The 23,648-nt window shown below is 69.2% G+C and carries 20 protein-coding genes and 2 pseudogenes; 7 read left to right on the forward strand and 15 right to left on the reverse strand.

The genetic code is table 11. The features are described 5' to 3' along the window. Nucleotides 1-253: 253 nt before the first annotated feature. Entirely contained in the window at nucleotides 254-1,480 is a 1,227-nt protein-coding gene (locus tag DM816_RS05075; protein WP_246001570.1) for an esterase-like activity of phytase family protein, read from the reverse strand. Next, a complete protein-coding gene (locus DM816_RS05080) occupies nucleotides 1,410-2,378 on the reverse strand; it encodes a DMT family transporter (RefSeq protein WP_117208888.1) in 969 nt (322 codons plus the stop codon). Before DM816_RS05080 ends, DM816_RS05075 begins: the two co-directional genes overlap by 71 nt. 71 nt (nucleotides 2,379-2,449) lie before the next feature. Between DM816_RS05080 and DM816_RS05085 the strand changes: the two genes are divergently transcribed. Then, complete coding sequence (locus tag DM816_RS05085) at nucleotides 2,450-3,436, forward strand: LysR family transcriptional regulator (protein ID WP_117208889.1); 987 nt, start codon at nucleotides 2,450-2,452, stop codon at nucleotides 3,434-3,436. Here DM816_RS05085 and DM816_RS05090 read toward each other — a convergent pair. Beyond that, a complete protein-coding gene (locus DM816_RS05090) occupies nucleotides 3,395-3,841 on the reverse strand; it encodes a Dps family protein (RefSeq protein ID WP_117208890.1) in 447 nt (148 codons plus the stop codon). The genes DM816_RS05085 and DM816_RS05090 overlap by 42 nt on opposite strands. Nucleotides 3,842-3,926: 85 nt before the next feature. On the opposite strand from DM816_RS05090, the gene DM816_RS05095 reads away from it, so the two are divergent. Then, the gene (locus DM816_RS05095) at nucleotides 3,927-4,976 is read left to right on the forward strand and encodes a coiled-coil domain-containing protein (protein ID WP_246001578.1); all 1,050 of its coding nucleotides are present in this window, start codon (nucleotides 3,927-3,929) and stop codon (nucleotides 4,974-4,976) included. A 58-nt stretch (nucleotides 4,977-5,034) separates the two neighbouring features. Then, a complete protein-coding gene (locus DM816_RS05100) occupies nucleotides 5,035-5,775 on the forward strand; it encodes a class I SAM-dependent methyltransferase (RefSeq protein ID WP_117208891.1) in 741 nt (246 codons plus the stop codon). Nucleotides 5,776-5,876: 101 nt separating this feature from the next. Here DM816_RS05100 and DM816_RS05105 read toward each other — a convergent pair whose 3' ends face one another. Further along, complete coding sequence (locus DM816_RS05105; RefSeq protein WP_117208892.1) at nucleotides 5,877-6,503, reverse strand: SRPBCC family protein; 627 nt, start codon at nucleotides 6,501-6,503, stop codon at nucleotides 5,877-5,879. A gap of 275 nt (nucleotides 6,504-6,778) precedes the next feature. Between DM816_RS05105 and DM816_RS05110 the strand changes: the two genes are divergently transcribed. From DM816_RS05110 to DM816_RS05120, 3 genes are read left to right on the forward strand one after another with little or no spacing between them, the layout of a single operon-like run. Further along, complete coding sequence (locus DM816_RS05110) at nucleotides 6,779-8,323, forward strand: serine/threonine-protein kinase (protein ID WP_117208893.1); 1,545 nt, start codon at nucleotides 6,779-6,781, stop codon at nucleotides 8,321-8,323. Between the two features lie 52 nt (nucleotides 8,324-8,375). After that, a complete protein-coding gene (locus tag DM816_RS05115; protein WP_117208894.1) occupies nucleotides 8,376-10,211 on the forward strand; it encodes a vWA domain-containing protein in 1,836 nt (611 codons plus the stop codon). 3 nt (nucleotides 10,212-10,214) lie between these two features. Further along, the gene (locus DM816_RS05120) at nucleotides 10,215-11,486 is read left to right on the forward strand and encodes an extracellular solute-binding protein (protein ID WP_117208895.1); all 1,272 of its coding nucleotides are present in this window, start codon (nucleotides 10,215-10,217) and stop codon (nucleotides 11,484-11,486) included. Here DM816_RS05120 and DM816_RS05125 read toward each other — a convergent pair. After that, the gene (locus tag DM816_RS05125; protein WP_211588550.1) at nucleotides 11,458-12,159 is read right to left on the reverse strand and encodes a universal stress protein; all 702 of its coding nucleotides are present in this window, start codon (nucleotides 12,157-12,159) and stop codon (nucleotides 11,458-11,460) included. The genes DM816_RS05120 and DM816_RS05125 overlap by 29 nt on opposite strands. 150 nt (nucleotides 12,160-12,309) lie before the next feature. Between DM816_RS05125 and DM816_RS05130 the strand changes: the two genes are divergently transcribed. Next, complete coding sequence (locus tag DM816_RS05130) at nucleotides 12,310-13,455, forward strand: alkaline phosphatase PhoX (protein WP_117208897.1); 1,146 nt, start codon at nucleotides 12,310-12,312, stop codon at nucleotides 13,453-13,455. Nucleotides 13,456-13,804: 349 nt separating this feature from the next. Here DM816_RS05130 and DM816_RS05135 read toward each other — a convergent pair whose 3' ends face one another. The 10 genes and pseudogenes from DM816_RS05135 to DM816_RS05170 all read right to left on the reverse strand — a co-directional run bounded on the left by DM816_RS05135 (nucleotide 13,805) and on the right by DM816_RS05170 (nucleotide 23,562). After that, entirely contained in the window at nucleotides 13,805-14,269 is a 465-nt protein-coding gene (locus DM816_RS05135) for an NUDIX hydrolase (RefSeq protein ID WP_117208920.1), read from the reverse strand. 159 nt (nucleotides 14,270-14,428) lie between these two features. Then, nucleotides 14,429-14,479, reverse strand: a pseudogene (locus DM816_RS45150) (hypothetical protein); the annotation flags it as partial. Nucleotides 14,480-14,582: 103 nt separating this feature from the next. Continuing rightward, nucleotides 14,583-14,762: pseudogene (locus DM816_RS45465) on the reverse strand (hypothetical protein); the annotation flags it as partial. Next, nucleotides 14,734-15,006: a hypothetical protein gene (locus DM816_RS42215; RefSeq protein WP_162907127.1), complete on the reverse strand. Its 273-nt coding sequence runs from the start codon at nucleotides 15,004-15,006 to the stop codon at nucleotides 14,734-14,736. The gene DM816_RS42215 and the pseudogene DM816_RS45465, both read right to left, overlap by 29 nt. Before the next feature lie 388 nt (nucleotides 15,007-15,394). Continuing rightward, entirely contained in the window at nucleotides 15,395-16,213 is an 819-nt protein-coding gene (locus DM816_RS05145; RefSeq protein ID WP_117208898.1) for an ion transporter, read from the reverse strand. A gap of 34 nt (nucleotides 16,214-16,247) precedes the next feature. Next, nucleotides 16,248-17,792 carry a hypothetical protein gene (locus tag DM816_RS05150; RefSeq protein WP_162907128.1) on the reverse strand — a complete coding sequence of 515 codons (1,545 nt, stop codon included), beginning with the start codon at nucleotides 17,790-17,792 and terminating at the stop codon, nucleotides 16,248-16,250. Continuing rightward, nucleotides 17,785-19,203, reverse strand: coding sequence for a phenylacetate--CoA ligase family protein (locus DM816_RS05155; protein WP_117208900.1), 1,419 nt, complete (start codon nucleotides 19,201-19,203; stop codon nucleotides 17,785-17,787). Before DM816_RS05155 ends, DM816_RS05150 begins: the two co-directional genes overlap by 8 nt. A gap of 72 nt (nucleotides 19,204-19,275) precedes the next feature. Further along, nucleotides 19,276-22,248 carry a S8 family peptidase gene (locus DM816_RS05160; protein ID WP_246001572.1) on the reverse strand — a complete coding sequence of 991 codons (2,973 nt, stop codon included), beginning with the start codon at nucleotides 22,246-22,248 and terminating at the stop codon, nucleotides 19,276-19,278. A gap of 43 nt (nucleotides 22,249-22,291) precedes the next feature. Beyond that, complete coding sequence (locus tag DM816_RS05165; protein WP_117208901.1) at nucleotides 22,292-23,182, reverse strand: NAD-dependent epimerase/dehydratase family protein; 891 nt, start codon at nucleotides 23,180-23,182, stop codon at nucleotides 22,292-22,294. After that, nucleotides 23,179-23,562, reverse strand: coding sequence for a rhodanese-like domain-containing protein (locus DM816_RS05170; protein WP_117208902.1), 384 nt, complete (start codon nucleotides 23,560-23,562; stop codon nucleotides 23,179-23,181). The genes DM816_RS05165 and DM816_RS05170 overlap by 4 nt, the downstream gene beginning before the upstream one ends. Between the last annotated feature and the right edge of the window lie 86 nt (nucleotides 23,563-23,648).

A 23,648-nucleotide genomic window follows, 5' to 3' on the forward strand; every position in this document is an offset into this window, starting at 1 on the left:
CGGGGTGTGTTTGTTGCGCGCTGCATCTCTGCCCTGAGTGGCCGGAGCAGAGGTGTTGGGGTGTGCTGTTGCGTGCGCTGCATCTCTGCGCTGAGTGGCCGGAGCTGAGGTGTCGGGGTGTGCTGTTGCGTGCGCTGCATCTCTGCCCCGAGTAGCCGGAGCAGAGATGTAGCGCTCCGCGAAGACACCCGGACCAGGCTCGACCGGCCCCGGCCGTCGCGCAGAATCAGTTGATCAAGCCGAGCCGCTCAGCTCAGCGCAGCGGGCGCGCCAGGCGGATGGTGATGAACTCGTTGTTGTCCGGCTGCCCCGGCGTGCGGCCGGACGAGAACGGGAAGTTGTTGTCGTTCAACACTCCCAGCGTGCGGTCGTCCAGGATCACGACGTCCTCGATGGTCTGGAACGGGAACCGGAACGTGTCACCCGGCCCGGCCAGGTGCTTCGGGTCGGCGATGTCGAGCAGGTCGGCCACGAGGGTCTTGTCGGCGTTGCCGTCACGGTCACGGTCGCGCAGGTCGATCTGGTAGATGCGCTTGAACGCGGCCGCGTCGCCCTGCAGGTTGTCCCGCTCGATCACCAAAAACCGGTGCCGGTCGATGGCGATGAAGTCGCCGATGGCGTGGTCCGTGCTTTCCAGCTGATATTTCCATCTGGTACCGGTGTAAGCCTGCGCGCGCCGGTCGAGCTCGTAGATCCGCAGCGATCCCGCGGGGTCACCGGTCACCGTGCCTTCGAGCATCGGATACAGGAAGCGACCGTCCACCGAGGACGCCATGCCCTCGAACCCCCTGCTGCCCCCCAGGTTCGCCGGCACACCCAGCATCGCGGCCCGCTCGGGAGCGTAGACGTCCGGCAGCGGGATCGGCGCGGCCGCGAGCCGTCCGGCCCGGTCGAAGCGCAGCAGGTACGGGCCGAACTCGTCGCCGATCCAGTACCCGCCGTCGTGTTCCATGGCCGCGGCCGGCTCCTGGCCCGCGTGACCTCCTCTCGCGCCCGCCAGGCCGTCAGTCTTGACGATCGACTCGACGTCGAAGTCCGACCCGGTGAGCACGCGGTCGGGCCGGGTCAGCGGCCACGGCACGAGCCCGCGCGGGTCGGTCAGGTTGATCCCGCCCACGACGTCGACCGTTTTCGAGCCGAAGTCGGGAATCACCCGATGGATGCGCAGCACGAAGTCGGCGCTGTTGGCCTTGCCGCCGTATCCGTTGTCCGACAGCACATCGAAGCTTCCGTCCCGGTTGCGGGCGATCCCGCTGAATCCCTGCACCGGCTGGTCCGCGAACGGCGGAGTGACCCCGTTGATCGGCGCCGTGCCGAGCGCAGAGCCGGACGGGTCGCTCGCGGGCACGAATGTCAGCGCGGGCAGCGAGGCGAACCCGGTCAGCGTGGCCCGCCCCGCGGAATCGGGCTCAGCCGCGGCCGCGCTGCTCGCCGGCAAGAGAAGCAGCAGCGGCGTCATCACTATGGCTAGTTTCTTCACCCGGGGAAGGTACGTCCGCGATCTTAACCGCTTTCGAACGCCAGGGGTTGGTTGTCGAAAGGAACGACCCGATCAGGATGAGCGCGAAGCCGAGCAGGGTCGTGCTGGTGAGCGGTTCGTGCAGCACGATCACGCCGAGGACCACGGCGACGGCCGGGTTCACGTAGCTGACCAGTGCCGCCCGGCCCGCGCCGATGGTCGCGATGAGGCGGTAGAACAGCAGCAGGGCGACGGCCGTGCTGAACACCCCGAGGATGACCACCGACGACACGGCCTTGAGGCTGGGCAGCTGGGTGGGCGCGGTGGCGATGGCGAACGGCGCGAGGAACAAGGTGGTGAGCGTGACGGTGGCGGTGGTCAGGCCCAATGACGGGACCCCGGCCAACTTGCGCTTCACGATGAGGGTCGAGCCGGCGTAGCCCAGCGTGGCCAGCAGCACGTAGCCCGCGCCCAACAGTCCGAAGTGGTCACTGCCCAGGTCGAACCCGACGACTGCCGCCACGCCGGTCAGGCCGATGCCCAGGCTCACCAGCCGCCCCCGGGTGATGCGCTCGCTCACGTCGAACCGAAGCGCCAGTGCGGCGATCATCAACGGCTGGGTCGCCAGCAGCAGGGCCGTCAGCGACGAGCTGATGTATACCTCGCCGTACGTGATGAGCAGGAACGGGCCGCAGATGTGGGTCAGCGAGAGCACGACCACCGTGCCCACGCGCCCGCGCAGCGCCCGCAGCGCCCCGCTGCGGATGGCCAGCGGAAGCAGGATGGCCGCGGCGATGGCCGTGCGCCCGACCACGATCACCGGCGGGGACAGCTCGAACACGGCGATCTTGATGAACAGGTACGGGAAGCCCCACAGCACGGAGACCGCGGCGAACATCAGCCAGGCACGACGACTCATGACACACACTGTGCCCTGCTACGGTCTTTAGGAGAAGTGGTGATCACCTTATCCGGCTGTTAGGAGCGCTAATGATCGACATGCAGCGGCTGCGCGTGCTGAGCGAGGTCGCCCGGCACGGCAGCTTCTCCAAGGCGGCACAGGCCCTGTTGTTCACGCCGTCGGCGGTGTCGCAACAGATCGCCGCGCTGGAGCGCACGCTCGGCACGCCGGTGGTCGACCGCAGCACGCGCGGGGTGGTGCTCACCGAGCCGGGCCGGCTGCTGGTCGAGGCGGCCGAAACCATCTCGGCGGAGCTGCTGCACGCGCAGGCCCAGATCGAGCGGCTCAGCCGGGGCCACACCGGGCGCCTGACCATCGCCACGTTCACCAGCGGCGGGCAGTATCTGCTCCCGGCCGCGCTCGGCCGGTTCACCGCGCAGCACCCCGAGATCGAGCTGACCGTGCTCGAACACGAGCCCGACGAGAGCATCCAGCTCGTGCGGCAGGGCAAGGCCGACATCGCGCTGGCCTACCGCCACTCCAGCGACTCCGGCGCGAGTCCGGAAAAACTCCGTTCAGGCGAAGCCGTGCTCTTGCGCGGCGGGACTCGGTCGCGAAGCGATCCGAGGCCCACCGCTGCTGAAAAAACAGGCATGCAATGGACCCATCTGATGGACGATCCAATGTGGATAGTGCTGCCGCCGGGGCACCGGCTGTCCAAGCGCAAGCGGGTGCGCCTGGCCGACCTCGCGCACGAGCGCTGGGTCATCGGCTGCGTGAAGACCTCCGACCTGCTTCACCGCTACGCGGCCCTGGCGGGCATCGAGCTCAACGTCGCCTGCAGCGGCACGGATTACTCCTTCGCACAGTCGCTTGTGGACGCTGGACTGGGCATTTGCCTGGTACCATCCGTCGCCTTAAAGAAAACGGCAAACGCGGTGGCCTTGGAGCATCCGCGCCCCGAACGACACATCGGCGCGGTGACAATGCGCCGCCGCCACCCGCAGCCGCAGGTGGAGGCGTTGCTGGAGACGCTACTTGGCCTGTGCCGCGAACATCCAGTGGTGCTTGCGTAGGTCGTGCTCCGCGGAGATCAGCAGGTCCTGCGAGACCGGGTCGGCCTCGGCGGTCTCCTTGACGCCCTCGCGCAACCGCCCGACGATCTCGGCGAGCAGCTGTACCATGCGCGTGATCACCTCGCTGTCGGGCACCGGGCCCTCGCCGAACGGGGCGCTCGTGTCGCGCGCCACGGTCGCGGCGCGGCCGTCCGGGTTGACGCCGATCGCGACCGCGCGCTCGGCGAGCGTGTCAGTATGCTCACGCGCGGTAGCCACGACCTCGTCGAGATGCAGGTGGATCGAACGGAAATGCGGGCCGGTCAGGTTCCAATGCGCCTGCTTGCTTTGCAGGGCAAGGCCGATCAGATCGACCAGTGCCCGCTGCAGGGCCTCTCCCGTGACCTTCTGTTCCTCTGGTGTCATGACTAACGTATACCCAGTTCAACGGCTGTCCATCGGCACAATGACTGGAGAGGTCAAGCACCCTGCTGTAGGGTGACTCCCCGTGATGCGGCTTCGGGTGGCAACCTCCACACTCGTCGTGCTCGCACTCGTCCTCGGAACGGCCGCCTCGGGTTTCGCACAGCCGGCGCCGACCAACCCGCCCAACGAGGGCAGCACACCGACCCTGCAGACCCTGCGCGACAACCTCCAGGCGGCCTCGGCCGCCTACATCGAGGCCGAGGCCAAGCTCGACGCGTCGAAGCAGCGGCAGGCCGAGCTCGAGGGCAAGCTGCGCAAGGCGGAGGAAGACATGGCCAAGGTGCGCGCGGGCGTCGCGCGCTACGCGGGCGAGGCATACAAAAACGGGCGCCTCGGTGCGATCGGCATGATGCTCAACTCCTCCAGCCCTGACGCGTTCATCGAGCGCGCCGCCGCACTGGACAAGATGACCCAGCGCGACCAGGGCAGCCTCGTCGCCCTGCTGGACGCGAAGCGCCGCGCGGCCGACGCCAAGGCGGGCATCGACCGCGAGGTCGGCGAGCAGCAGGTCGCGGTGGACGAGATGAACAAGCGCAAGATCGCGGCCGAGCGTGCGCTCGCCGCGGTCAGCGGTGGCAACAGCGCCGGCACGAGCACGCGGGTCAACAATCTCGTCGGCGCCGCGCCGAGCGCGAATCCGGCCCCGCGCAACGATGACGGCAGCTGGCCCAGCCAGAGTTGCTCTGAAGACGACCCGACCACGCCCTCGGGCTGCAGCACCCCGCGCAACCTGCACGCGCTGCGGGAGGGTTGGCGGGTCGGCTACGACTGGCACGTGTCGTGCCACCGCTCCGGCGGCGACGGCGAGCATCCGAAGGGCCGCGCGTGCGACTGGGCCGCGTTCCAGAACGGCTTCGTCAACAGCTCGGCGGGCGGCAACAACCGGACTTACGGCGACAAGGTGGCGGCGTTCTACATCAAGAACGCGAAGGCGCTCGGCGTCATGTATGTGGTGTGGTACTGCCAGATCTGGCAGGTCAGCATCGGCTGGCGCCGTTACAACTCGACCGGGTCCAACTGCGGCGACGCGCCCGCCGGCGACCATACCAACCACGTGCACGTCAGCATCTATTGACGGCCGTTTGCCCGTAAACCGCTGGACAGCGAGCGCCGGCAACGGAGATCGTGGCAGTATGCGCCAAGAGGACATCTGGGACGCCGAGGTAGCCCAGCGCTATGACACACCGGGCACCGGCATGTTCGCCCCCGACGTCCTGGGGCCCACAGTGGATCGCCTCGCCGAACTCGCCGGGGGCGGGGCCGCGCTCGAGTTCGCCATCGGGACGGGCCGTGTCGCCATCCCGCTTGCCGAGCGCGGGGTGCCCGTCACCGGCATCGAGCTGTCCGACGCGATGGTCGCTCAGCTGCGCACCAAGGCCGACGAAGCGGCGATCCCGGTCGTCATGGGCGACATGGCCACCGCGCTCGCCCCGGGCAAATTTACGCTGGTGTACCTCGTCTTCAACACGATCTCCAATCTGCTCACGCAGTCGGAGCAGGTCGAGTGCTTCCGCAATGCCGCGCGCCATCTCGTGCCCGGTGGGCGGTTCGTGATCGAGTTGTGGGTGCCGGAGTTGCGCAAACTCCCACCGGGGCAGCAGGCCGTGGTGTTCACGGCCGCCCCCGGCTATATCGGACTGGACACCTACGATGTCCTGCGCCAGCACGTGGTCTCGCACCACTTCCGGTTCGACGAGAGCCGGCAGGCACGGCTGGAGCGCACTCCGCACCGCTACATCTGGCCGGCGGAGCTCGACCTCATGGCCCAGCTGGCCGGGTTCGAGCTGGAGTCCCGGCACGCGGACTGGTCCGGTGCCGAGTTCACCGCCGAGTCGCGCTCGCACGTGTCGGTCTACCGCCTCCCGCCGGACTGACGCCCGCCTCCCGCCGGCCCTGTCGGATTGACCATGAAGTTGATGCAAAGACACGCCGTCGAACATGGACGTAAGTTCATGATCGACGCGAAAGGGCGGGGTTATTCGCCGGTGTAGAACTGGGTGCTTGCGCGGACTGCGGCTTCGACCTGCTCTGGGCTCGCGCCCGCCGCGGCGTGGGCGTTGCCCCACAGCTCGCTTGCGGCCGTGTTGAACCGCTTGGCCTCCGGCGACCCGATCCACGCGGCCCGCTCCTCGGGCGCGGCGAGCTCGCCGCGAAAGTGCAGGGCGAGGCCGAGCAGCGCGCCGTCCCAGCCGACGCCCACCGCGCCCGGACCGAATTGCGCCCACATCTCGTCCGGCACGGTGGCCGTGTGCTCCAGCTCGAACCGGGTCGTGCCATCGTCGTCTTTGGACAGCCGCACCTCGACCTCGCTGAAGTCACCCTCCTTGGGCTCGCCGAAGATCCAGCTGACCCGCAGCAGCCGGGGCGGCTCGCAGCGCAGCACCTCGCCGCCCGCGTTGCCCTCGATCTGGTAGCGCCCGCCCAGCCGGAAGTCGCCCGACACGGGCAGGAACCAGCGCGGCAGCCGCTCCGGGTTGGTGACGGCGTCCCACACGTCTTCGATCTCGGCGTCGTAACTGCGCCGCATCACGATGGTCTTCAGCTCGTCCTTGATGCTCAGCTCGCGCTGGACCAAGCCGAGTTCGCTGATGAAGTCTTCCATGACCGGGAGTATTTCAGGTACCACTTATATAAGTCAAATCTAACGGATGGGAGAGCGGCATCGGCATCGGCAATGAACCAGGGCACGTTCCCTGACCACGGCCGGGCCCGGCGGTCGCGCTGATCGGAAACGACCTGCACGCGGTGCACCTCGGCGCGGAGTACAACCAGATCCGGTGGTCGACCTGGGAGGATTCGCAGGCGGCCGACTGTCCACATCGGATATTCGGCCGGGCGGCGGTTTAGTTCTCCGTGCGCGCGGGAATACGTTGTGTCGTGGGCGAGCTGCTTTGTGGTCGTTACCGCCTGATCGAGCGGTTGGGCGAGGGCGGCATGGCGGTGGTGTGGCGGGGGCACGACGAGGTGCTCGGCCGGCGGGTCGCGGTCAAGGTGCTCGGTCCCGACCTGGCCAACGATCCCGCCTTCGTCGTGCGATTGCGCCAGGAGGCACAGGCCGCCGCGCGCCTGTCGCACCCGAACATCCTCAACGTGCATGACTACGGCGAGGCCGACGACGGCGATGGAAAAGTGCGGCCGTTCGTGGTGATGGAGATGCTCGAAGGCGAAACGCTGCGCTCCCGCCTGACCGAGGGCCGGACCCTGCCGTGGCGGCGGGCGGTCACGGTCGCGGCCGAGGTGGCAGCCGCGATGGCCGCGGCGCACTCCCGTGGGATCGTGCACCGCGACATCTCGTCGAGCAACGTGATGCTCACCCCGACCGGCGCCAAGGTGCTCGACTTCGGGATCTCGGCGCTCATCGGCGAACACGAGCCGGACGACCACGACCAGCTCCTGGGCACACCCGCATACGTGGCTCCCGAGCGGCTCGTGGGCGCGGACGTGACGCCGGCCGTCGATGTGTACGCGCTCGGTGTGCTCCTGTATCGCGCACTGCACGGCAGCCTTCCGTGGGCCGTGGACACCACCACCGGCCTGCTTGAGGCCCATCAATGGCTCATCCCCACGCCGCTGCCGCCCATCCCGGGCATGCCCGCGCAGGTCGCCCAGCTGTGCCATCGGTGCCTGGCCAAAGACCCGCAAGCTCGCCCGTCCAGCGCCGAGCTCGCGGTCGCCTTCGCCAGGATCGCCCGCGTCCCGGCCCGGGTCCCGCCGTTCGCCGACGCCACGCCGAGCGAGGTCACGATCGCCGGGCGCGGCACGGCGGTGCTGCCGTGGCGCGCGTTCGCCCCGGGCGTCGCGGCGGCCGCCGACACCGAAAGCACCCCGCAACAGTCCACGGTCGTGCTCACCCGTCGCGGCCGGTTCACGTTGGCGGGCATGGCAATCGGGCTCCTGCTCGTCGTCGCCTCCGGTCTGGCGATGGCGCGTGGCGACGGCCGTCCACCCGTCATGGAGCCACCGGCCGCCGTGGCCGCCCCACCCCCGCCGAACTGCCGCGTGACCTATCTGCAGACCAGCGACACGGGCGGGCGCTTCGCCGCCGCGATCACCGTGCACAACAGCGGGCAGACCCCGGTCGAGGGCTGGCATCTGGAGTTCGGCTGGCCCGGGGACCAGACCCTGGTCGGCGCCGAGGCCGGCACGTGGGCGCAGCAGGGCCGGCAGGTGGTCGTGCGCCCGCCGGGCGAGCAGGCCGCGCTGGCGCCCGGCGCCTCGCACCAGTTTGGACTGTCGGGCCAGTATCAAACCCTCAACGCGATGCCCGCGAGTTTCGCCCTGGGCGGCACGCGGTGCGAGTCGATCCAGCTCGCGCAGGTGGCTCAACCGGTACAGCAGGAAGAAAAACCCGGCGGCGACGGCAAGGGCAAGAACAAGGGCAAGGGCAACAACAACGACGACGACGACGATGACGACGATTGATCGATAGATCGCCACATAGAGCGGCTTGCCCCGGTCGGGTAGGGTCGGGGGCGTGAGCAAAGGCGGCGAAGAGCCCTCGCCGAAACGCGATTTCTTCGTCGCCGCGATGGGCATGACCGCGATGGCGGCCGGCCAGTTGTCCACCGGCTGGCCCGAAACGGCGCTGCAGTGGGGTTTTCTGATCGGCGGCTCGATCGCGGTGGGCCTGGCCGCCCTGTCCGACACCATCGAGGAGCTCTGGCAGCGCGCGCTTCATCTCATGCGCAGCGTGCGACCGCTTCCGTTGCGCCAGACGGTTCTGGCCGTGGTGGTGGTCGTGCTCGTGGTGCTCACCGGCCGGCTGATCGCGGCAGTCGGCCCGCCCCTGGCCGGCGCCGCCCGGGTGGAGCTGTTCGGCTGCCCGCAACCGGTGCAGCTGCGCGTGCTGACCACGCCCGAGGGGCTCCCGTCGGCCCGCGAGCTCACGGAAGCCTTCGAGGCGCGCTCGGCCAGATCCAATTTTCGTTGTCCTAAAACGCTTTTTTATGTGTACCCGGCAGAGCCCGCGAAGGCACGCGAAGCCCTGTCCAGCGGCTGGGGTCCCGAGCACCTTGCCGCGTTAGGCCCGCGCCCCGACCTGTGGCTTCCGGGCTCCACCCACTTCCCGCCGCCCGAGCCCGGCGATCGTCTGTCGCATGTGGAGTCCGTGTCGGTCGCGTCGTCGCCCATCGTGCTGGCCGTGCCCGAGGGCCTCAGCGGCGTCGACCCGCGCGAGCTCACGTGGGCGCAGGCACTCGACAACGCGCAGCGATCCGGGTGGGACGTGGCCCGCCCCGAGCCGTCCGGCTCACTCGTTGGCATGCTCGCGACCATCGCCGTCTACGACAGCCTCGGTGTGCGCCAAGGACGTCCACTCGACGCGGGCCAGGCGCGAGGCGTCGAGCGCGCGTTCGAGCGGGCCCTTGACGCCGGGGGTTACTCGCTCTCGGGCCTGCTGTGCCGGCACGCCCAGCCCGAACCCCCGCGCAGCGCGGTCATCGTCTCGGAGCAGGAGCTGGCACGGTTCAACCGCGGGATGCCGCTGGGCGGGCAGTGCGCCGGGGCCACGTCCGCGCACGGCCGGCGGATGACCGTGGTGCGCCCGTCGCCCACCCGCACGCTTGACCACCCGCTCGTCCGTCTGCAATGGACAGACGCGGGCAGCGAGCAGACCAGGCAGGCGCGGGCGTTCGCCGAGTGGCTCACCGGACCGGAGGGCCACACCGCGCTGAGCAACGCCGGGCTGCGGCCCGGCGGGGTCAGCGACGGCCGGCCCACGCCCGACGACATGCGCCTGGTCGAGCTGCACGAGCAGGCGACCCGGCCGGGCCGGATCCTGCTGGCGCTGGACACGTCCTTCTCGATGCGCCAGCCGCTGGCCGCTGGCGTCAGCAGGTTTTCCGTTGCGGCGCAGGGCGTGACACGGGTCGTTGCGATGGCGAGCGGCCGCGATGAGCTGGGGCTGTGGGTCTTCCCCGCGGTGGGCGGGCGGCGTGAGCTGCTCCCGGTGGGACCACGGGCACCGCTGCCGCCGCTGGACGGGATCGTGCCCGTCGGGCCGACCCCGCTGTACCAGACAATCGCCGACGGCGTGCGGGCGCTCCCGCCCGGCGACGAGGCGGCACGGGCTCTGGTGGTACTCACCGACGGCGAAGACTCCGGCGGCGGGCTCACGGCGCAGCAGATGCTCGGCGACATCTCGGGAAAGGGCGTGCGCGTGTTCGTGGTCGCGGTGGGCGAGGCCAACTGCGCCTCGCAGGCGCTGGCGCAGGCGACGCAGGGCACGGGTGGCGCGTGCCTGGAGACCGACTTCGCCGGGCTTCAGGCCGCGCTGGAACAGGTGTTCACGCTGCTGTGGAAGGGGGTCTGAGCGATGCTTGCACTGCTGATGCGTTACCGCGGCTGGGCGGGGCTGGGCGCGGGTGTCGTGATTGGAGCGTTGGCCACGCTTCTGGTCACGAGCGTGGTGCAGCGCGCGCCCGGCGGGCTGGAGCCGGGCACGCTCATCATCCTCAGCGGGCGCGACGATGGTCTGGGCGGGCAGCGGCAGGCGCTGGTCGACCAGTGGAACGCGCTGCCCGGCCGGCCGCGCGCCGAGATCGTCGTGGTGGCCGGGGAGGCCGACGCGCACCACGCCCAGATGCTCGGCCACGCCCAGTCCGGCGGCGCCGACGTCGACGTGTTCAACCTCGACATCACGTGGATCGCCGAGTTCGCCAAGAACGGCTACCTGCGGCCGATTCCGGCCGAAAGCGTTGACACATCGGGATTTCTGGCCAAGCCGCTGGAGGCGTGCCACTACGAGGGCAAGCTGTGGGCGTTGCCGTTCAACACCGACGCCGGGTTGCTGTTCTACCGCAGCGATCTGATCCCCGGCGACCCGCCCAACAGCTGGCCGCTCATGCAGCGGGCGATCGACGACGTGTTCGCCGGGCCGCACCCGCCCGAGCTGGTCGCGGGGTTCACCGGCCAGCTGGGCGACTACGAGGGCCTGACGGTCAACGCGTTCGAGGCGATCTGGGCCGCCGACGGCGAGGTGGTCGGGTCCGACGGCACGGTGGTCGTCGACTCGCCGCAGGCGCGCGACGGCCTGCGCCGCCTGGCCGCCGGGCTGTCGCCGGGCCGCCCGCAGCAGATCCTGCCCGAGTCGGTGAACTTCAACGAGACCAGCAGCCGGCAGGCGTTCCATGAGGGCAAGGTGGTGTTCATGCGCAACTGGCCCGTGTCCTACCGCTTGCTCGGCGACCCGCCGAAGGTGAAGTTCCAGACCACGGTGCTGCCGCGCGGGAGTGTCCTAGGTGGACAAAACCTGGCCGTGAGCAGCCGCAGCGACCAGCCGCGGGCGGCACGGGAGCTCATCGAGTTCCTGACGAGCGAGCGCAGCCAGCAGATCCTGTTCGAGCGCGGTGGGTTCGCGGCCACACGGGAGCTGGTCTATCAGGATCGTGAGGTGCAAGCCAAACACCCATATGCGCAAACGCTTCTCAACGCGGTGCGGCAGGCCCGGCTGCGTCCGGTGACCCCGCACTATTCGCGGTTCAGCGCGGAGTTCCGGGCCGGGGTGCGCTACGCGCTCGCGCACGGGGGTGAGATGCCGCCGGGCTTCGAGAAGCGGCTCACTGAGGCGCTTGAGGGGCGTGTGTAACCGCCACCGGGCAGTGCGCGTGGTGCAGGACGGCCTGGCTGACCGAGCCCACCAGCAGGCCGGCGACCGGTCCGCGGCCGTGGGAGCCGATGACGAGCAGCGCGGCCGACTTGGACGCCTCGATGAGCACGGTCGCGGCGGTGCCCTGCACGGTTTGCGCCTGAACGTCGAGGTCGGGGTGCTGCGTGCGGACCCCGGCGAGGGCCTCGCTGAGGATGGCCTCGTTTTCGGCCTGCAGCGCGTCCAGGTCGGTGGGCAGGGGCACCAGTGTGTCGTGCCCGGTCGCGATCGGCTGCAGCCAGGCGTGCACGGCCAGCACGCGCATGCCGGTCAGCCGGGCTTCGTCAAGCGCGAAGTCAAGCGCGGCAAGGGAAAGCGGCGAACCGTCGACCCCGGCCACGATGATGTCGGAGTCGGGCAGCTCGGGTTTGGTGATCACCACGACGGGGCACGTGGCGTGCATGGCCGTGTCCATGCTCGGGGAATGGAAGATGGCGTCGTGCACCTGCCCGTGGCCCTCGCTGGCCACGACGACCAGCTGGGCGGGCTCGCTCAGCATCGCGTTTTTCGGGACGACGCGCAGGGGGCAGCCGCGGGCCGCGGCGGCGCGCTCGGCCCACTCGCGGGCGGCAGGATGGTCGCCGTCGCCCAGCAAGATCGGCAAACCTCGCACAGGGGTGGATACCCCACCTTGGGGTCCGGTGAAACGTCGATCGTGACGTTGCGGGCCCCGGCACGCCCAATGGATTTAAGTTCATGATCGGCGAGGAAGGGGTCGGGTGGGGTTTACCGGAAATTTATGTTTGTCACTTTGGATGGGCGTATGGAACGTCGACACTTTCTGCGGGCCGCCGTCGTCGGCGCCGGGAGCACCGTCGCGCTCGGGTTCACGCTCTCCCGTGACGCGATGGCCTATCCCGCGCTGCCCGGACCGAGCCCCTACGGTCCGCTACAGGCGGCCAACTCGCACGGCATCATGCTGCCGCAGGGCTTCACCAGCCGGATCATCGCGCGGTCCGGCCAGACCGTGACCGGCACATCCTATGTCTGGCACGGCGCACCCGACGGAGGCGCGTGCTTCGCCGACGGTACCGGATGGATTTATGTGTCCAATTCGGAGCTCGGCAGCGCGGCGGGCGGCGCCAGTGCGGTCAGGTTCAGCAGCACGGGGCAGGTGACGGGCGCCTATCGCATCCTTTCCGGCACCAACCGTAACTGTGCGGGCGGCGCAACCCCTTGGGGGACATGGCTTTCATGCGAGGAAGTGGATCGCGGCTACGTCTACGAGACCTATCCGGGCGGCGGCACAGCGGCCGTGCAGCGCCCGGCGATGGGGCGGTTCAACCACGAAGCGGCCGCCGTCGACCCCGATCGTCGCGTTGTCTACCTGACCGAGGACGAGGGCGACGGGTGCTTCTACCGCTTCGTGCCATCGACGTGGGGAAATCTTTCATCCGGTACCTTGCAGGTGCTGCGCGAGTCGGGCGGCGTCCTTTCGTGGGTGACCGTGCCCGATCCCGACGGCAGCCCCACCCGGACACGCAATCAGGTGTCGGGCGCGAAGCGGTTCAACGGGGGAGAGGGCGCATACTATCGCGGCGGCACATGCTTCTTCACCACCAAGGGCGACAATCGGGTGTGGGCATACAACGCCGTCACCAATACGCTGGCGATCGCCTACGACGACAATGTTTCCGGGGCCCCACTGTCCGGAGTGGACAACATCACGGGCAAGGCGGGCGGTGACCTGTATGTGGCCGAGGACGGCGGCAACATGGAAATCTGCATCATCACGCCCGACGACATCGTGGCACCGTTCCTGCGGGTGACCGGGCAGAGCTCGTCGGAACTGTGCGGGGTCGCGTTCAACCCGGCGGGCAACCGGCTGTACTTCTCGTCGCAGCGCGGCACGTCGGGGTCGAGCAGCGGCGGCATCACCTACGAAATCACCGGCCCGTTCCGGGCCTAGCCCGGCTTGACTCGACCTGGCCGCCCGTCACGGTGCGCGGCACGCGCGGCCGGGTCCGAACGTCGCGGTGCTCGGTCCGGGCGCGATCCCGCAGACACCCGAGCCGCCGGTCGGCTTCGAGGGCTTGGATGCTTCCGCCCGAGAACAGGCCGTCCGGAGGTCTTCGGTCGTGGTGCCGCTCACCGGGACGCCGAGACAGCGCTCCGGCTTCGGGTACGCGGTTGTATTTGTCCAATCCGGCCTTTGCGACCTCGACCTGCCGGGATTGATTCCGCGCTCTAGCATTCGGCCCGCCAGCGCGACGAGAGATTACGCGCTGGCGGGCCTTCGGCTGTGCCAGGGCACAGGGTCACGGGTGACGGTGCTCCTTGAACCATCGGGCCGCCGCGGCTACGAGTTCGGGCAGCTCGGCCGGGGTGGGCAGGCTGGTCACGTCGGCGACGGGCACCCAGCGGGCACCGCCGACCTCTTCGAGCTGGGGAAGCAGTTCGCCGCCGAAGTGCTCGCAGACGTACACCATGTCGATGTGGCGATGCCGGCCGTGGTTGGTGTCGGTGACGTCCATTTCGATGATCGCCCACGGTGGCAAGTGCCCGACGACCGCGGAGTGCCGGAAGTTGGTTTGGCCGAGGATGGCGGCGCGGATGCCGGTCTCCTCGGTCAGCTCCCGGATCGCCGCCTCACCCGGGGTCTCGTCCGGGTCGATGTGCCCTCCCGGGTACAGCCAGAGCCCGATCTTGTTGTGGTGGACCAGGAGCACCCGCTCGGCGTCGTCGAACACGACGGCGGACGCGGTGAAGTGACGGATCGTCATGGGAGAGGCCTTTCGGCGAAGGCGCGGAGGCGGTCTGCGACCCAGCCTAGGGCCGGACCCGGCATACCCGGGTGAACCGGGAACTGGAACGTGGTCGCGGCGAGCGTTTCGGTCGTGGGTGGAGAAACACCCGGCCCGGTGCAGGGTGCCCGCGTACCGGCCCCGGGTCTTCGTACCATGGGCCTGGCAGGCGTCCTCGATCAGCGGCACCCTGCCGGGGCAAGAGTCGCCGCGGCGGCGGTGTCGTCGGCCGGGTACCCCACAGCGGCAGGCTGATCACCGCTTTGGTGCGCTTGGTCAGCCGGGCCGCCACATCGTTGGGGTCCATCGCCAGCGCGCCTGGCACGGTGTCCGCGATGACCGGGGTGGCGCCGCAGGTGTAGGGTCTCGTTCTCGGTGGCCAAATACTCAACACTATGGCCACGGTCCGGCCTTGGCCAAGTGGTTGAGATTTACGCATGCCATCAGTAGCGGAAGATCCAGCTGTACGCATCGAAGAGCACGCCTTTATCGAGCTGATGCATCGGCATGTGCCAGCGAAACGCCGCGATATACCGAAGCGGCAGCGAGATAGCCAGACCCAGCCCGATCCAGCCGAGCACTACTGGCCATCTTTCCATGTCACAGCAGCCAAGGACAATTGGGACCGGCAAGGTCCGCATCCACCAGACCGACGCCCGGTACAGCGGGTGCGAACGGTCAGGCTCCGGTGTGGATGCCTGGTTGCCTTGGGCCATGGCTCGAAGGTATCGAGCAACCGCAACAACGCCTCTGACCGGCCCGGCGCGGGACACGGCCTTACAGGGCCTGAGTCGGCTGGGATCGTAGTGGCGGAGGCTTGAGCCTGGCTCTAGTCAGGCTGTGGTCATCATGGGCTGAGATCCGCTGGTGGAAGATCCACGACCGGCGACTGTCGCGTTGGCCAGTGTGGACATGTCTTCGGCACTGGTGTGGTTGCGTCGCTTCGGTCAGGGCGATGGGTGGCGGTATCCGCGTAGGGGGTTGGGTCCGCATCTGTTTGCGGAGCCGTTGGGGTTGGCCAGGGTCCGTGCCGCCGGTAGCAAGAAAGTCAAGCCTCCCGAATGGGTAGTCTGCCTGAATGCCACGCCGAGCTGCGCGAGCATCTCAGGAACCCTTCTGCCTGACCGACAATTCGGCCTCCAACGCCTGCACGGCAAGCCGCAGGTCTTCCAGCCGCTGCGCAATTCCCGCATCGTCCTCGGTGGCCGGGCGCGCCTTCTCGGCCTGCCGCGTCTCCTCCATCGAGTTGATGACCACTCCAACCAGGACATTGACCAGGAGGTACGAGGCAACGAGCACATAGGACACGAAGTAGGCCAGCGTCCACGGGCTCACCGCGAGGCCCATCGCGATCGCGTCCGGCAGCGTTTCGAGCGACAGCAGGAGGAACAGCGTGAGCACGGCCCGCCCGACCGTGCCGTATTCGGCCGGATACACGTCGCCGAACAGCATCCAGCCCACCATGCCGTAGAGGTAGAGCGTGAGCGCCGACAGGGCAAGGAACCCGGCCACGCCCGGCAGGCTGCGCGCGATCCCGACCAGAATCGTGCGCAGCGCGGGGAAGAACCGGACCACGCGCAGCACCCGGGCCAGCCGGGCCATCCGCAGCAGGGTGGCGTTGGAAGCCAGGCCAGGCACGAACGCCACACCGATCACCACGAGGTCGAACACGTTCCAACCGCTGCGGAAGAAGTCCTGTGGGCGCCTGCCATGCGCGATCAGCCGGATCGCGAGCTCCGCCACGAACACGACCAGAAACACGGTCTCCAGTCCCGCGAGCACCCCGCCCGCCGCGCCCGAAAACCGTGGGTAGGTGGCCAGGCCGAGCACGACCGCGTTCAGCAGGACGACTATCACGATGAAGAGGTTGAACGCCGTGGACCGCGACAACGATGCACAGAACTGGACAAGGCTCTTCGGCACGGTGGCTCAGCCTACCGTGCCTTCTGACACAGGCTCACTGGGTGGCCAGCAGCCCCGCGAGGCTGAGCTGGTTGGCGGCGGCGTAAACGTCGGCGCCCGGCTTGTGGGCCAGCAACGCGGCCACCTCACCGAAAGTGGCGCGGTGGCTGGCGGACGCGGTCAGCAGGGCTTCGCATCGGCCCTCGCTGCCCGGTCCGGTTTGGACGGCCATCGCGCGGACCGTCTCGGCGTGTGTCCAAACGGGAGGGACAGGAGCGTCGAGGTCGCCGGAGGTGTCGGTGGTGCCCCGGTGCCACCGGCCGTTGGCCCACCAGAAGCAGAAGCTCAGCAGACCGTTGCGGTTGCGGGTGTTGAGCACGGTGTCGTTCACCCACGCCGGAGCACCGGTGTAGAGGTCGGGCTGGGGGCGGCCACCGTTGTAGGCGGCCTCCAGCAGCGCGGAGTTCCACTTCCCGCCGGACAGGACGGCCCGTGCGCCCGGAAGCAGGAACAGCGTCGCACCGCTGCGGCGATCGTTTTCGTACCAGCCGTAGCTCGGGTAGATGCGTGGCCCCCATCCCGATCCGATGCCCGCCTCCACGGCCGAAAGGACCGCCCAGCGCGCCCAGATCTCGCCGAGCGGGGGAAGCCTGCCGTCCAGTGTCGCGGCGCGACGGGCGGTGATGTCCGCGATCGCGGCCACCCCGGCCCGGTGTGGGTCGCGGCCCTGCGCCGCGGGCCCCGCGACATATCCCGCGAGCCACACGGGCAGGCGCGGGCGAGGATAGGCGGCCAGGTCGTTGCGGTAATGCCCGGCCTCGACCAGCTGGTCGTCGGGGAACGGTTCGTCGCCGTAGTCGTACTCCACGGTCGTCTCGCCCCGGTTGGTGACCGCGAGCAGCAGCCGCCACCATGGCCCCGCCGGCATCCGCGCCGCGACCTCCCGCTGCTGCCGGACGAGCTCGGCGATCGCGAGCGGCACCGGCACGAGGCCTGATCGGTCACCGGTCCAGAAGCGCAGCTGGGCGATCTCGGAGGAGACGGTGAAGGCGAACTCCGCCGACAACCTGTGCCAGCCGGGCGGCCCGAGCAGGGCCACCTGCTGCACGATCGGCTCGATCAGCCGCGAAGCCTCGGCATCGACGGCCGCATCGCCTGCCGCGCCGTCGCGTGTGTGGTCAACCGCGGTGAAGCTGCTGACTGCCGGCGGGCCTTCGGCGGCGAGGCGGCTGAACTCCCGCTCGAACTCGGCCATGAGCGCTGCCTCCTGGGATCCGCCGCCATGGGATCCACTGCCATGGGAACCGCCGCCGGTGGATCCCATGGCGGCCGGTTCGTTCGCCATGAACCGGTCGATGGCCACCTGTGGCGGGACCGACGACGACGACTCCTCGATGCGCCCGGAGTCACTGACCAGAAACACCGACCGCCCGATCGGCATGTCCAGAAACGCCATCGGATCGCTCTCGTCGATCTCCACCGGCGCGTAGACGCTCCAGCCTCCCGCGAAGCGCTCCGCCTCCAAACCGTCGGTGGGATAGTCCAATCGGCGAGACCGGATCCATTCCGCCACCAGATCGATTGCCCGTGATTCATCCATGTGCATGTCCTTCCGTCGGGTTGGGCCGAGAGTAGCGGTGTTTCACCCCGATCGGAAAATAGCCGGGATCGCCGGCAGGGCGCAGCCGCACGTGCGGCAGCTGCCGACCGGCGGGCACGTAGTGGGCGAACTCGCTGTTGAGCCGCAACAGCTCGCGCCGGATCGCGTCGGCCACCGATCCGGCTTTCGCATCATCGCCCACGACGCCGGGTGCCAGCTCGACGGTCACGCGCAGGAAGCGATCGCGGTCGGCGTCCTCCGGCGTCTCCAGCACAAACTTGCCCGTCGTCCACTCGCTCACGGGCGGCTGCTCCAGCGCGACCGTCACATTTTCCGGATAGATGTTGGCGCCGAACAGGGACACGGTAAACAGCGAACGCCCGAACACGAAGACAAACGGCAACCGCGGGCCCTGGTCCCGTAATGGCATCCCTCGTTCCCGGCAGAATTTCAACATTTCCTGGTACCCGATGAGCCCACCCTCGTCGGCGATGTGATAGCGAATCAGCGGGATTCCATTGTCGCCCGAGAATGCGAGCGTCCCGTCGATCTGCTCGAAGAAGCGGCTGCCCGGGTCATACTGCACCAATGTCGGCAGGCGTTCGCCGCCGAACAGTTCCCGCGCCAGCTCGGGCCGCTGTGCCACGAACCGCCGGATCGACACCGACAGCGGTGTCTCCACGCCCAGCACGCCCGCGTCGGCCGTGCCATAGAGCGAGGCGGTGTCGGTGACCGGATCGGCGATCCCGGCCCGCTGCGCCACCAGATCGCGAAACTGCTCGCTGAAAACCTCGCCCGCGAACACCATCTTGACGGTGTACCGCCGCAGGTCCGGGCAGGCGTCGACGACCTCCTTCATGAACGGGGGATAGCCCAGCAACACGATCTGGTCGAAATGCGGGGCCAGTTCCGGGAGCACGCGCAGGATCTCGCCCTTGTTGTTGCCCGGCGCGACTGTCGTGATTGGATAACCCTTGGCGGCGAGGTGGCGCGTGCAGGCGAGCGTGAACAGCCCGCCGACCCACGTGCCGAGCGGGAAGCACACCACCGCCAGCGTGCTGCGCTCGTTCGCGCCGAACCCGTCCCCCAACACCTGCTCGAACCGGCGCGCCACATGCAGTTCGTCAGCCACCGAGCGCGGCCAGATGGTCGGCGCCCCACTCGACCCCGACGACACCGCGATCATGTCGCACGCCTCCAGCCGCCCGCCCCGGCACCGCTGCGGCAGCGGATATCTCCGGTGGTAGGACTCCTTGTCCATCAACGGGAGCCGGCGAAAATCCTCGGCCGTGGTCACCGTGGCCGGATCGATGCCGTGCTCCCGCAGAAACGCCCGATACGCCGGCACGCCCGCCACGGTCCGCGCAAACAACTCCGCCGGCCACTCACCAACCCCATGCGCGCCTTCCATGAGGCCATGCTCTCAAACAAGGATCGGGGCCGCCCGCGCAGGCGAGCGGCCCCGAACCGGATCTTCCGGGTATCAGTGGATGAGGATGAACGAGCGCCCGAGGGCGGTGGTCCCGTCGCTGTAGGACAGGATGCCCAGGTGGCGCACGTCGGTAAGGCCCGACCACGCGATCGTGAGGGTGGGGCGGCCGCCGATGGTGGCGGGCACGCCGGCCGGGCTCACGGTGGCGTTGCCGGAGTCGGCCGCGGGCACGACATAGGCGTGGTGCTTGGCATCCGGGATGGCCGGCAGTGCCGTGTCGTAGGCGAACATGACGACGTACACATCGTAGGTGCCGGGCGCGGTGAGGTTGATTTCCTCGGCGCTGGTGCCGCCCGCGCTCGTGCCGACGAGTTGATTGGTGCCGGACCGATACGCGTACATGTCGATGTCGGTGCCGGCCGGCACGTCCGCGTCATACAACGCGAACCGCGCGTGCGCCGCACCGGCGGGCACGGTGACGGTGACCTTCTTGGCCGCCGGGCCCTCGGCGGGCGCGGCCGTCGGGAACCCCTGGGACGTGCCGGTGAAGCCGAGCTCGGCCACCTGCGCCGGGGCCAGCCCGGCCAGGGTGGCGGTCACGGTACCAGAAAATCCGGTTTGGACAGTCACGGCCGCGGAACCCGCCGCGCTATCCGCCTGTACCGTGCCCGGAGCCGAGAAGGCGACGGGCTTGACCGCGATCGGGCTCGTCACCTGGCGGTTGCCGAGGATGAGCTCGTCCCACGTGAGCGACCCGAACGCGAACGTGCCCAGCGGGGCCGTCGTGCGCTTGAGCTCGACCTGGAACGTGGCCGACTTGCCGGGAGCCAGGATCAGCCAGCTGGGCGTCACCTTCACGGTGAACCCGTCCGGCGCGGTCACCTTGGCCCGGTAGATGCCCGGCAGCTTGGCCACATTCGTCACGGTGCGGGTGATGGTCTGCGTCCCGACCAGGTCGCCCACCGAGATGGACGGGTAGTTCAGGTCGCTGGGGTCGAGCGCGGGCAGCGACTCGCACGTGCCCGGCGCCGTCACGGCCTGGAACTGGCCGAGCGCGCAGCCGTACTGCAGCCACTGCTGCGGTCCCGAGTCGTACACCAGGCCGGGGTCGAAGGCCTTGCTCGGCACGACATGTCCGGCGCCGACGTTGTGCGGGGTGGTGTCGCCGCCCGAGAACTGGATCGGCCCGCCCGTGTTGTCCTTTGTGGACGCCGTCGTCATCAGCGCCGACTTGATCCAGATCGGGGACCACGTGGGGTTCTTGCTCTTGAGCAGCGCGGCAAGTCCGGCCACGTGCGGGGCCGACATGGACGTGCCCGACTTGAAGTCGAAGCTGCGCCCGAACGTGCCCGGCGGGGACGACGCGGCGATCACGTCGACGCCGGGCGCGGTGATGTCCGGCTTGAGCAGGTCGCCGCCGCCGGCCTGGGCCGGGCCCATGTTGGAGAAGCCCGCCATCTCCGGCGCGCGCACCTTGGCCGGATCGACCGCACTGATCGCGGCCGTGGCCCCCGCCGTTGCCGCGTATGCCTTGATGGCGTTGCCCGGGTCCGGTCCGAAATGGACGGTCGGCACGAAGTGCCAGTCGCCGTTGATGGATTCGGCCACGGTGTTGTTGGTCAGCACCATGCCCACGCCGCCCGCGTCGCGCACGGTCATGCTCTTGTCCACCCGCGCGTTGCTGCCGCGGGTGCAGATGACCACCTTGCCCGTCGCCGCGGCCGGGTCGACCGAGCCGGGCAGGCACAGCCGCGCGTCCGCCGCGGTCCGTCCCGCTGCCGGGATGCTCTCCGAGTTCACGAGACCGGCCGACGCCACCGCCGGCGGGTTCACGCCCACGCCGACGTACGACGCGCCGTTGCCCAGCGTCACCGTCTTGCGGTTGCCCCGGTCGTGCGTGGACGCCGCGACCGTGGTGAGCCAGGGCGCGTTGTGGTTGACCCGCGACACCAGACCGTCGTTGCCCGCCGAGGCCGACACGAACACGCCCGCCGCCACCGCGTTGAAGAACGAGATGTCGATCGAGCGGTTGATCAGGCTGGGTGAGCCCGAGATCGAGTAGTTGATGACATCGACGCCGTCGGCCACCGCCTTGTCGATGGCCGCCACCAGGTCGATGCCGCTGCCCGACGCCGAGCCGGTCGACGACACGTGCCACAGCGCCTTGTACGCGGCGACGCGCGCGGCCGGGGCGACACCCGACGCCTCGCCCAGGTCGTGTCCGTCGATGTTCACGTCGACGCCGAAGTTGCCGGCCGCCGTGCTGGCCGTGTGCGAGCCATGCCCGTTGCGGTCGCGCGCCGAGAAGAACTCGCTCTCATCGATGCTGCCCGCGCCGCCGGCCCGGAAGTACTGCGCGCCGATCAGCTTGTTGTTGCACGTGACCGGCTGCTCGGGCCCGGTGTCGCAACTGCCCTTCCACTTCGCGTCGATGATCGCCTGGTCGGGCCGTGGCTCGCTGAGCGGGGCGAACGACGGGTTCTCCGGCCAGATGCCGCTGTCAATCACCCCGACGATCACGCCGAGGCCCGCCTTCCGGTCGCCGTGGAACTGCCGCTCCCACACGCCCTTGCGGCCGCTGAGGCCGAGGAAGTCGCGGGTGGTCGTGGTGTCGGCGTGGACGATCTCGTCGGCCCACACGGCGATGACATCCTTGCTGCGCTTGAGGCGCTGCGCCTCGGCCTCGGTCAGGCGGGCGGCGAAGCCGTTGAACGTCACGCCGAAGTCGTACACCTTGGCCGACGAGTTCACCCGGGCCTGCTTCAACGCCGCGTCGTGATCGGCGCGCAGCTTCTGCCGCCACTGCCGGGCCGCCTGGCTGTCGCCGTCGACCCGGTCGCCGTCACTGGGCTTGGTCCGGGCAAAACCCGCCACCGAACCCTCGTATGTGGACACCGGCTGGCCCACGGTCTGCACCAGGTAGAGGGATGTCTCGCCCTGGCTCGGCGCTGCCTGCGCCCCGGACATCACCGAGGTCGCCAGGATTGCGGTCATCACGACCGCGAGAGTTTTGGGGTATCTCACGCCAGGCAGCGTATGGCCGTGCTGTCCAGGTGTGATCCCCCGTTCACTCAGTCTTGAGTAGAGGTTCGCCCCGCTCCCGGTCCCAGGCCGCGGTCGTTGCGGCGGTCTGCTCGTATGGCGTCACCGGCATCCCGACCGCGCGCGCCTTGGCCGAGCTGAACTGGAACATGATGTCGTAGGCGGGATCCGAAAGCACGAGTGGCTGCGGCTTCTCACCCGGCTCGGCCACCTCGATCTCGTCGGCGCCGCATGCCCGGATGAGCTCGGCCAGCGTCACCGGCTCGCCCGTGCCGTTGAACTCGCCGCCGCGATCCTGCTCCAGCAGGAGCGTCACCAGCCGAGCGAGGTCGGTCGAATCGATGACCTGCGTCGGCTGGGTGGGCCGGCCACGCAGCACCACCCGGCCACCGCGTGCGGCGTGACGGACCCAATAGGTGAACCGGTCGGTCGGATCGTGCGGTCCCGCGACGATGCCCGGCCGCACGATGGTCGCCCGGTCGCCGTAGCGCGCCGTCACGTCGTCCTCGCACGCCACCTTGAGCGGCCCGTAGGTCGCGCCGGTGACCTCCTCGGTGCCGCGCTCCGGCGCGAGGCGCGGGCAGTCCTCGGCCGGGAAACCCTGTGCCCCGGTGTGGTCGTAGACCGATCCTGTCGATATGAAGAGGTACCGGGCGAGCCCGTCGCCGACCGCGTCGGCCGCCTGCCGGACATGCCTGGGAATGTAGGCGCTCACGTCGACGACCGCATCCCAGCGTCCATTTTGGAGCGAGGCGTAGTCGCCGCTGGCGCGGTCGCCGACGCGCTGGTCAAGGTGCGGGAACACGTCCTTGTTGCGGCCCCGGTTGAACAGGGTCACCTCGTGCCCGCGCCCGACCGCGTCGTCAACGATGGCCCGCCCGACAAACGAGGTTCCACCCAGTACCAAAATCCTCATAAGACGAAATCTAGCCCGGCCTCCCGCCATGCGGCGAAACCGCCGACCAGGTCGGTGGCCCGGTGCAGCCCCAGGTCCTGCAGCGCGGCCGCGGCGAGCGACGAGCTGTAGCCCTCCTGGCAGAACACGATGATCGGCAGGTCGTAGCGGTCGGCGATGGGCAGGCGCGCCTCGGACTGCGGGTCGAACCGCCACTCCAGATGCACCCGCTCGATGATCAGAGCGCCCGGGATCTGCCCGAACCGCTCGCGTTGCCACTGCGGCCGGGTGTCCACCAGCACCGCCCCGTCGTGCCGCACAGCTTCGTATGCCTCTTGCGGCCCAAGCCTTTTCAGCCGCGAGCGCGCCTCTTCCAGGACCTGCGCAATGCTCCGAGTCACCAGTCCACCCCCGCGGTCTCGACGGTTGCCACAACCAGTCTTTCATTTTCCATCCGGTACCGCCGCATCGTCTTTCAGCGCGGGCC

Origin of the sequence: Allorhizocola rhizosphaerae (genome assembly GCF_003426775.1) — a bacterium.
Taxonomy (GTDB): Bacteria; Actinomycetota; Actinomycetes; order Mycobacteriales; family Micromonosporaceae; genus Allorhizocola; species Allorhizocola rhizosphaerae.

What these genes read in the sequence shown, in the direction of transcription:
- DM816_RS05080 (WP_117208888.1), bottom strand. Translation starts at nt 2,378, where the DNA reads ATGAGTCGTCGTGCCTGGCTGATGTTCGCCGCGGTCTCCGTGCTGTGG.
- DM816_RS05085 (WP_117208889.1), top strand. Translation starts at nt 2,450, where the DNA reads ATGATCGACATGCAGCGGCTGCGCGTGCTGAGCGAGGTCGCCCGGCAC.
- DM816_RS05090 (WP_117208890.1), bottom strand. Translation starts at nt 3,841, where the DNA reads ATGACACCAGAGGAACAGAAGGTCACGGGAGAGGCCCTGCAGCGGGCA.
- DM816_RS05095 (WP_246001578.1), top strand. Translation starts at nt 3,927, where the DNA reads ATGCGGCTTCGGGTGGCAACCTCCACACTCGTCGTGCTCGCACTCGTC.
- DM816_RS05100 (WP_117208891.1), top strand. Translation starts at nt 5,035, where the DNA reads ATGCGCCAAGAGGACATCTGGGACGCCGAGGTAGCCCAGCGCTATGAC.
- DM816_RS05105 (WP_117208892.1), bottom strand. Translation starts at nt 6,503, where the DNA reads ATGGAAGACTTCATCAGCGAACTCGGCTTGGTCCAGCGCGAGCTGAGC.
- DM816_RS05120 (WP_117208895.1), top strand. Translation starts at nt 10,215, where the DNA reads ATGCTTGCACTGCTGATGCGTTACCGCGGCTGGGCGGGGCTGGGCGCG.
- DM816_RS05130 (WP_117208897.1), top strand. Translation starts at nt 12,310, where the DNA reads ATGGAACGTCGACACTTTCTGCGGGCCGCCGTCGTCGGCGCCGGGAGC.
- DM816_RS05135 (WP_117208920.1), bottom strand. Translation starts at nt 14,269, where the DNA reads ATGACGATCCGTCACTTCACCGCGTCCGCCGTCGTGTTCGACGACGCC.
- DM816_RS42215 (WP_162907127.1), bottom strand. Translation starts at nt 15,006, where the DNA reads ATGGCCCAAGGCAACCAGGCATCCACACCGGAGCCTGACCGTTCGCAC.
- DM816_RS05150 (WP_162907128.1), bottom strand. Translation starts at nt 17,792, where the DNA reads ATGGATGAATCACGGGCAATCGATCTGGTGGCGGAATGGATCCGGTCT.
- DM816_RS05155 (WP_117208900.1), bottom strand. Translation starts at nt 19,203, where the DNA reads ATGGAAGGCGCGCATGGGGTTGGTGAGTGGCCGGCGGAGTTGTTTGCG.
- DM816_RS05165 (WP_117208901.1), bottom strand. Translation starts at nt 23,182, where the DNA reads ATGAGGATTTTGGTACTGGGTGGAACCTCGTTTGTCGGGCGGGCCATC.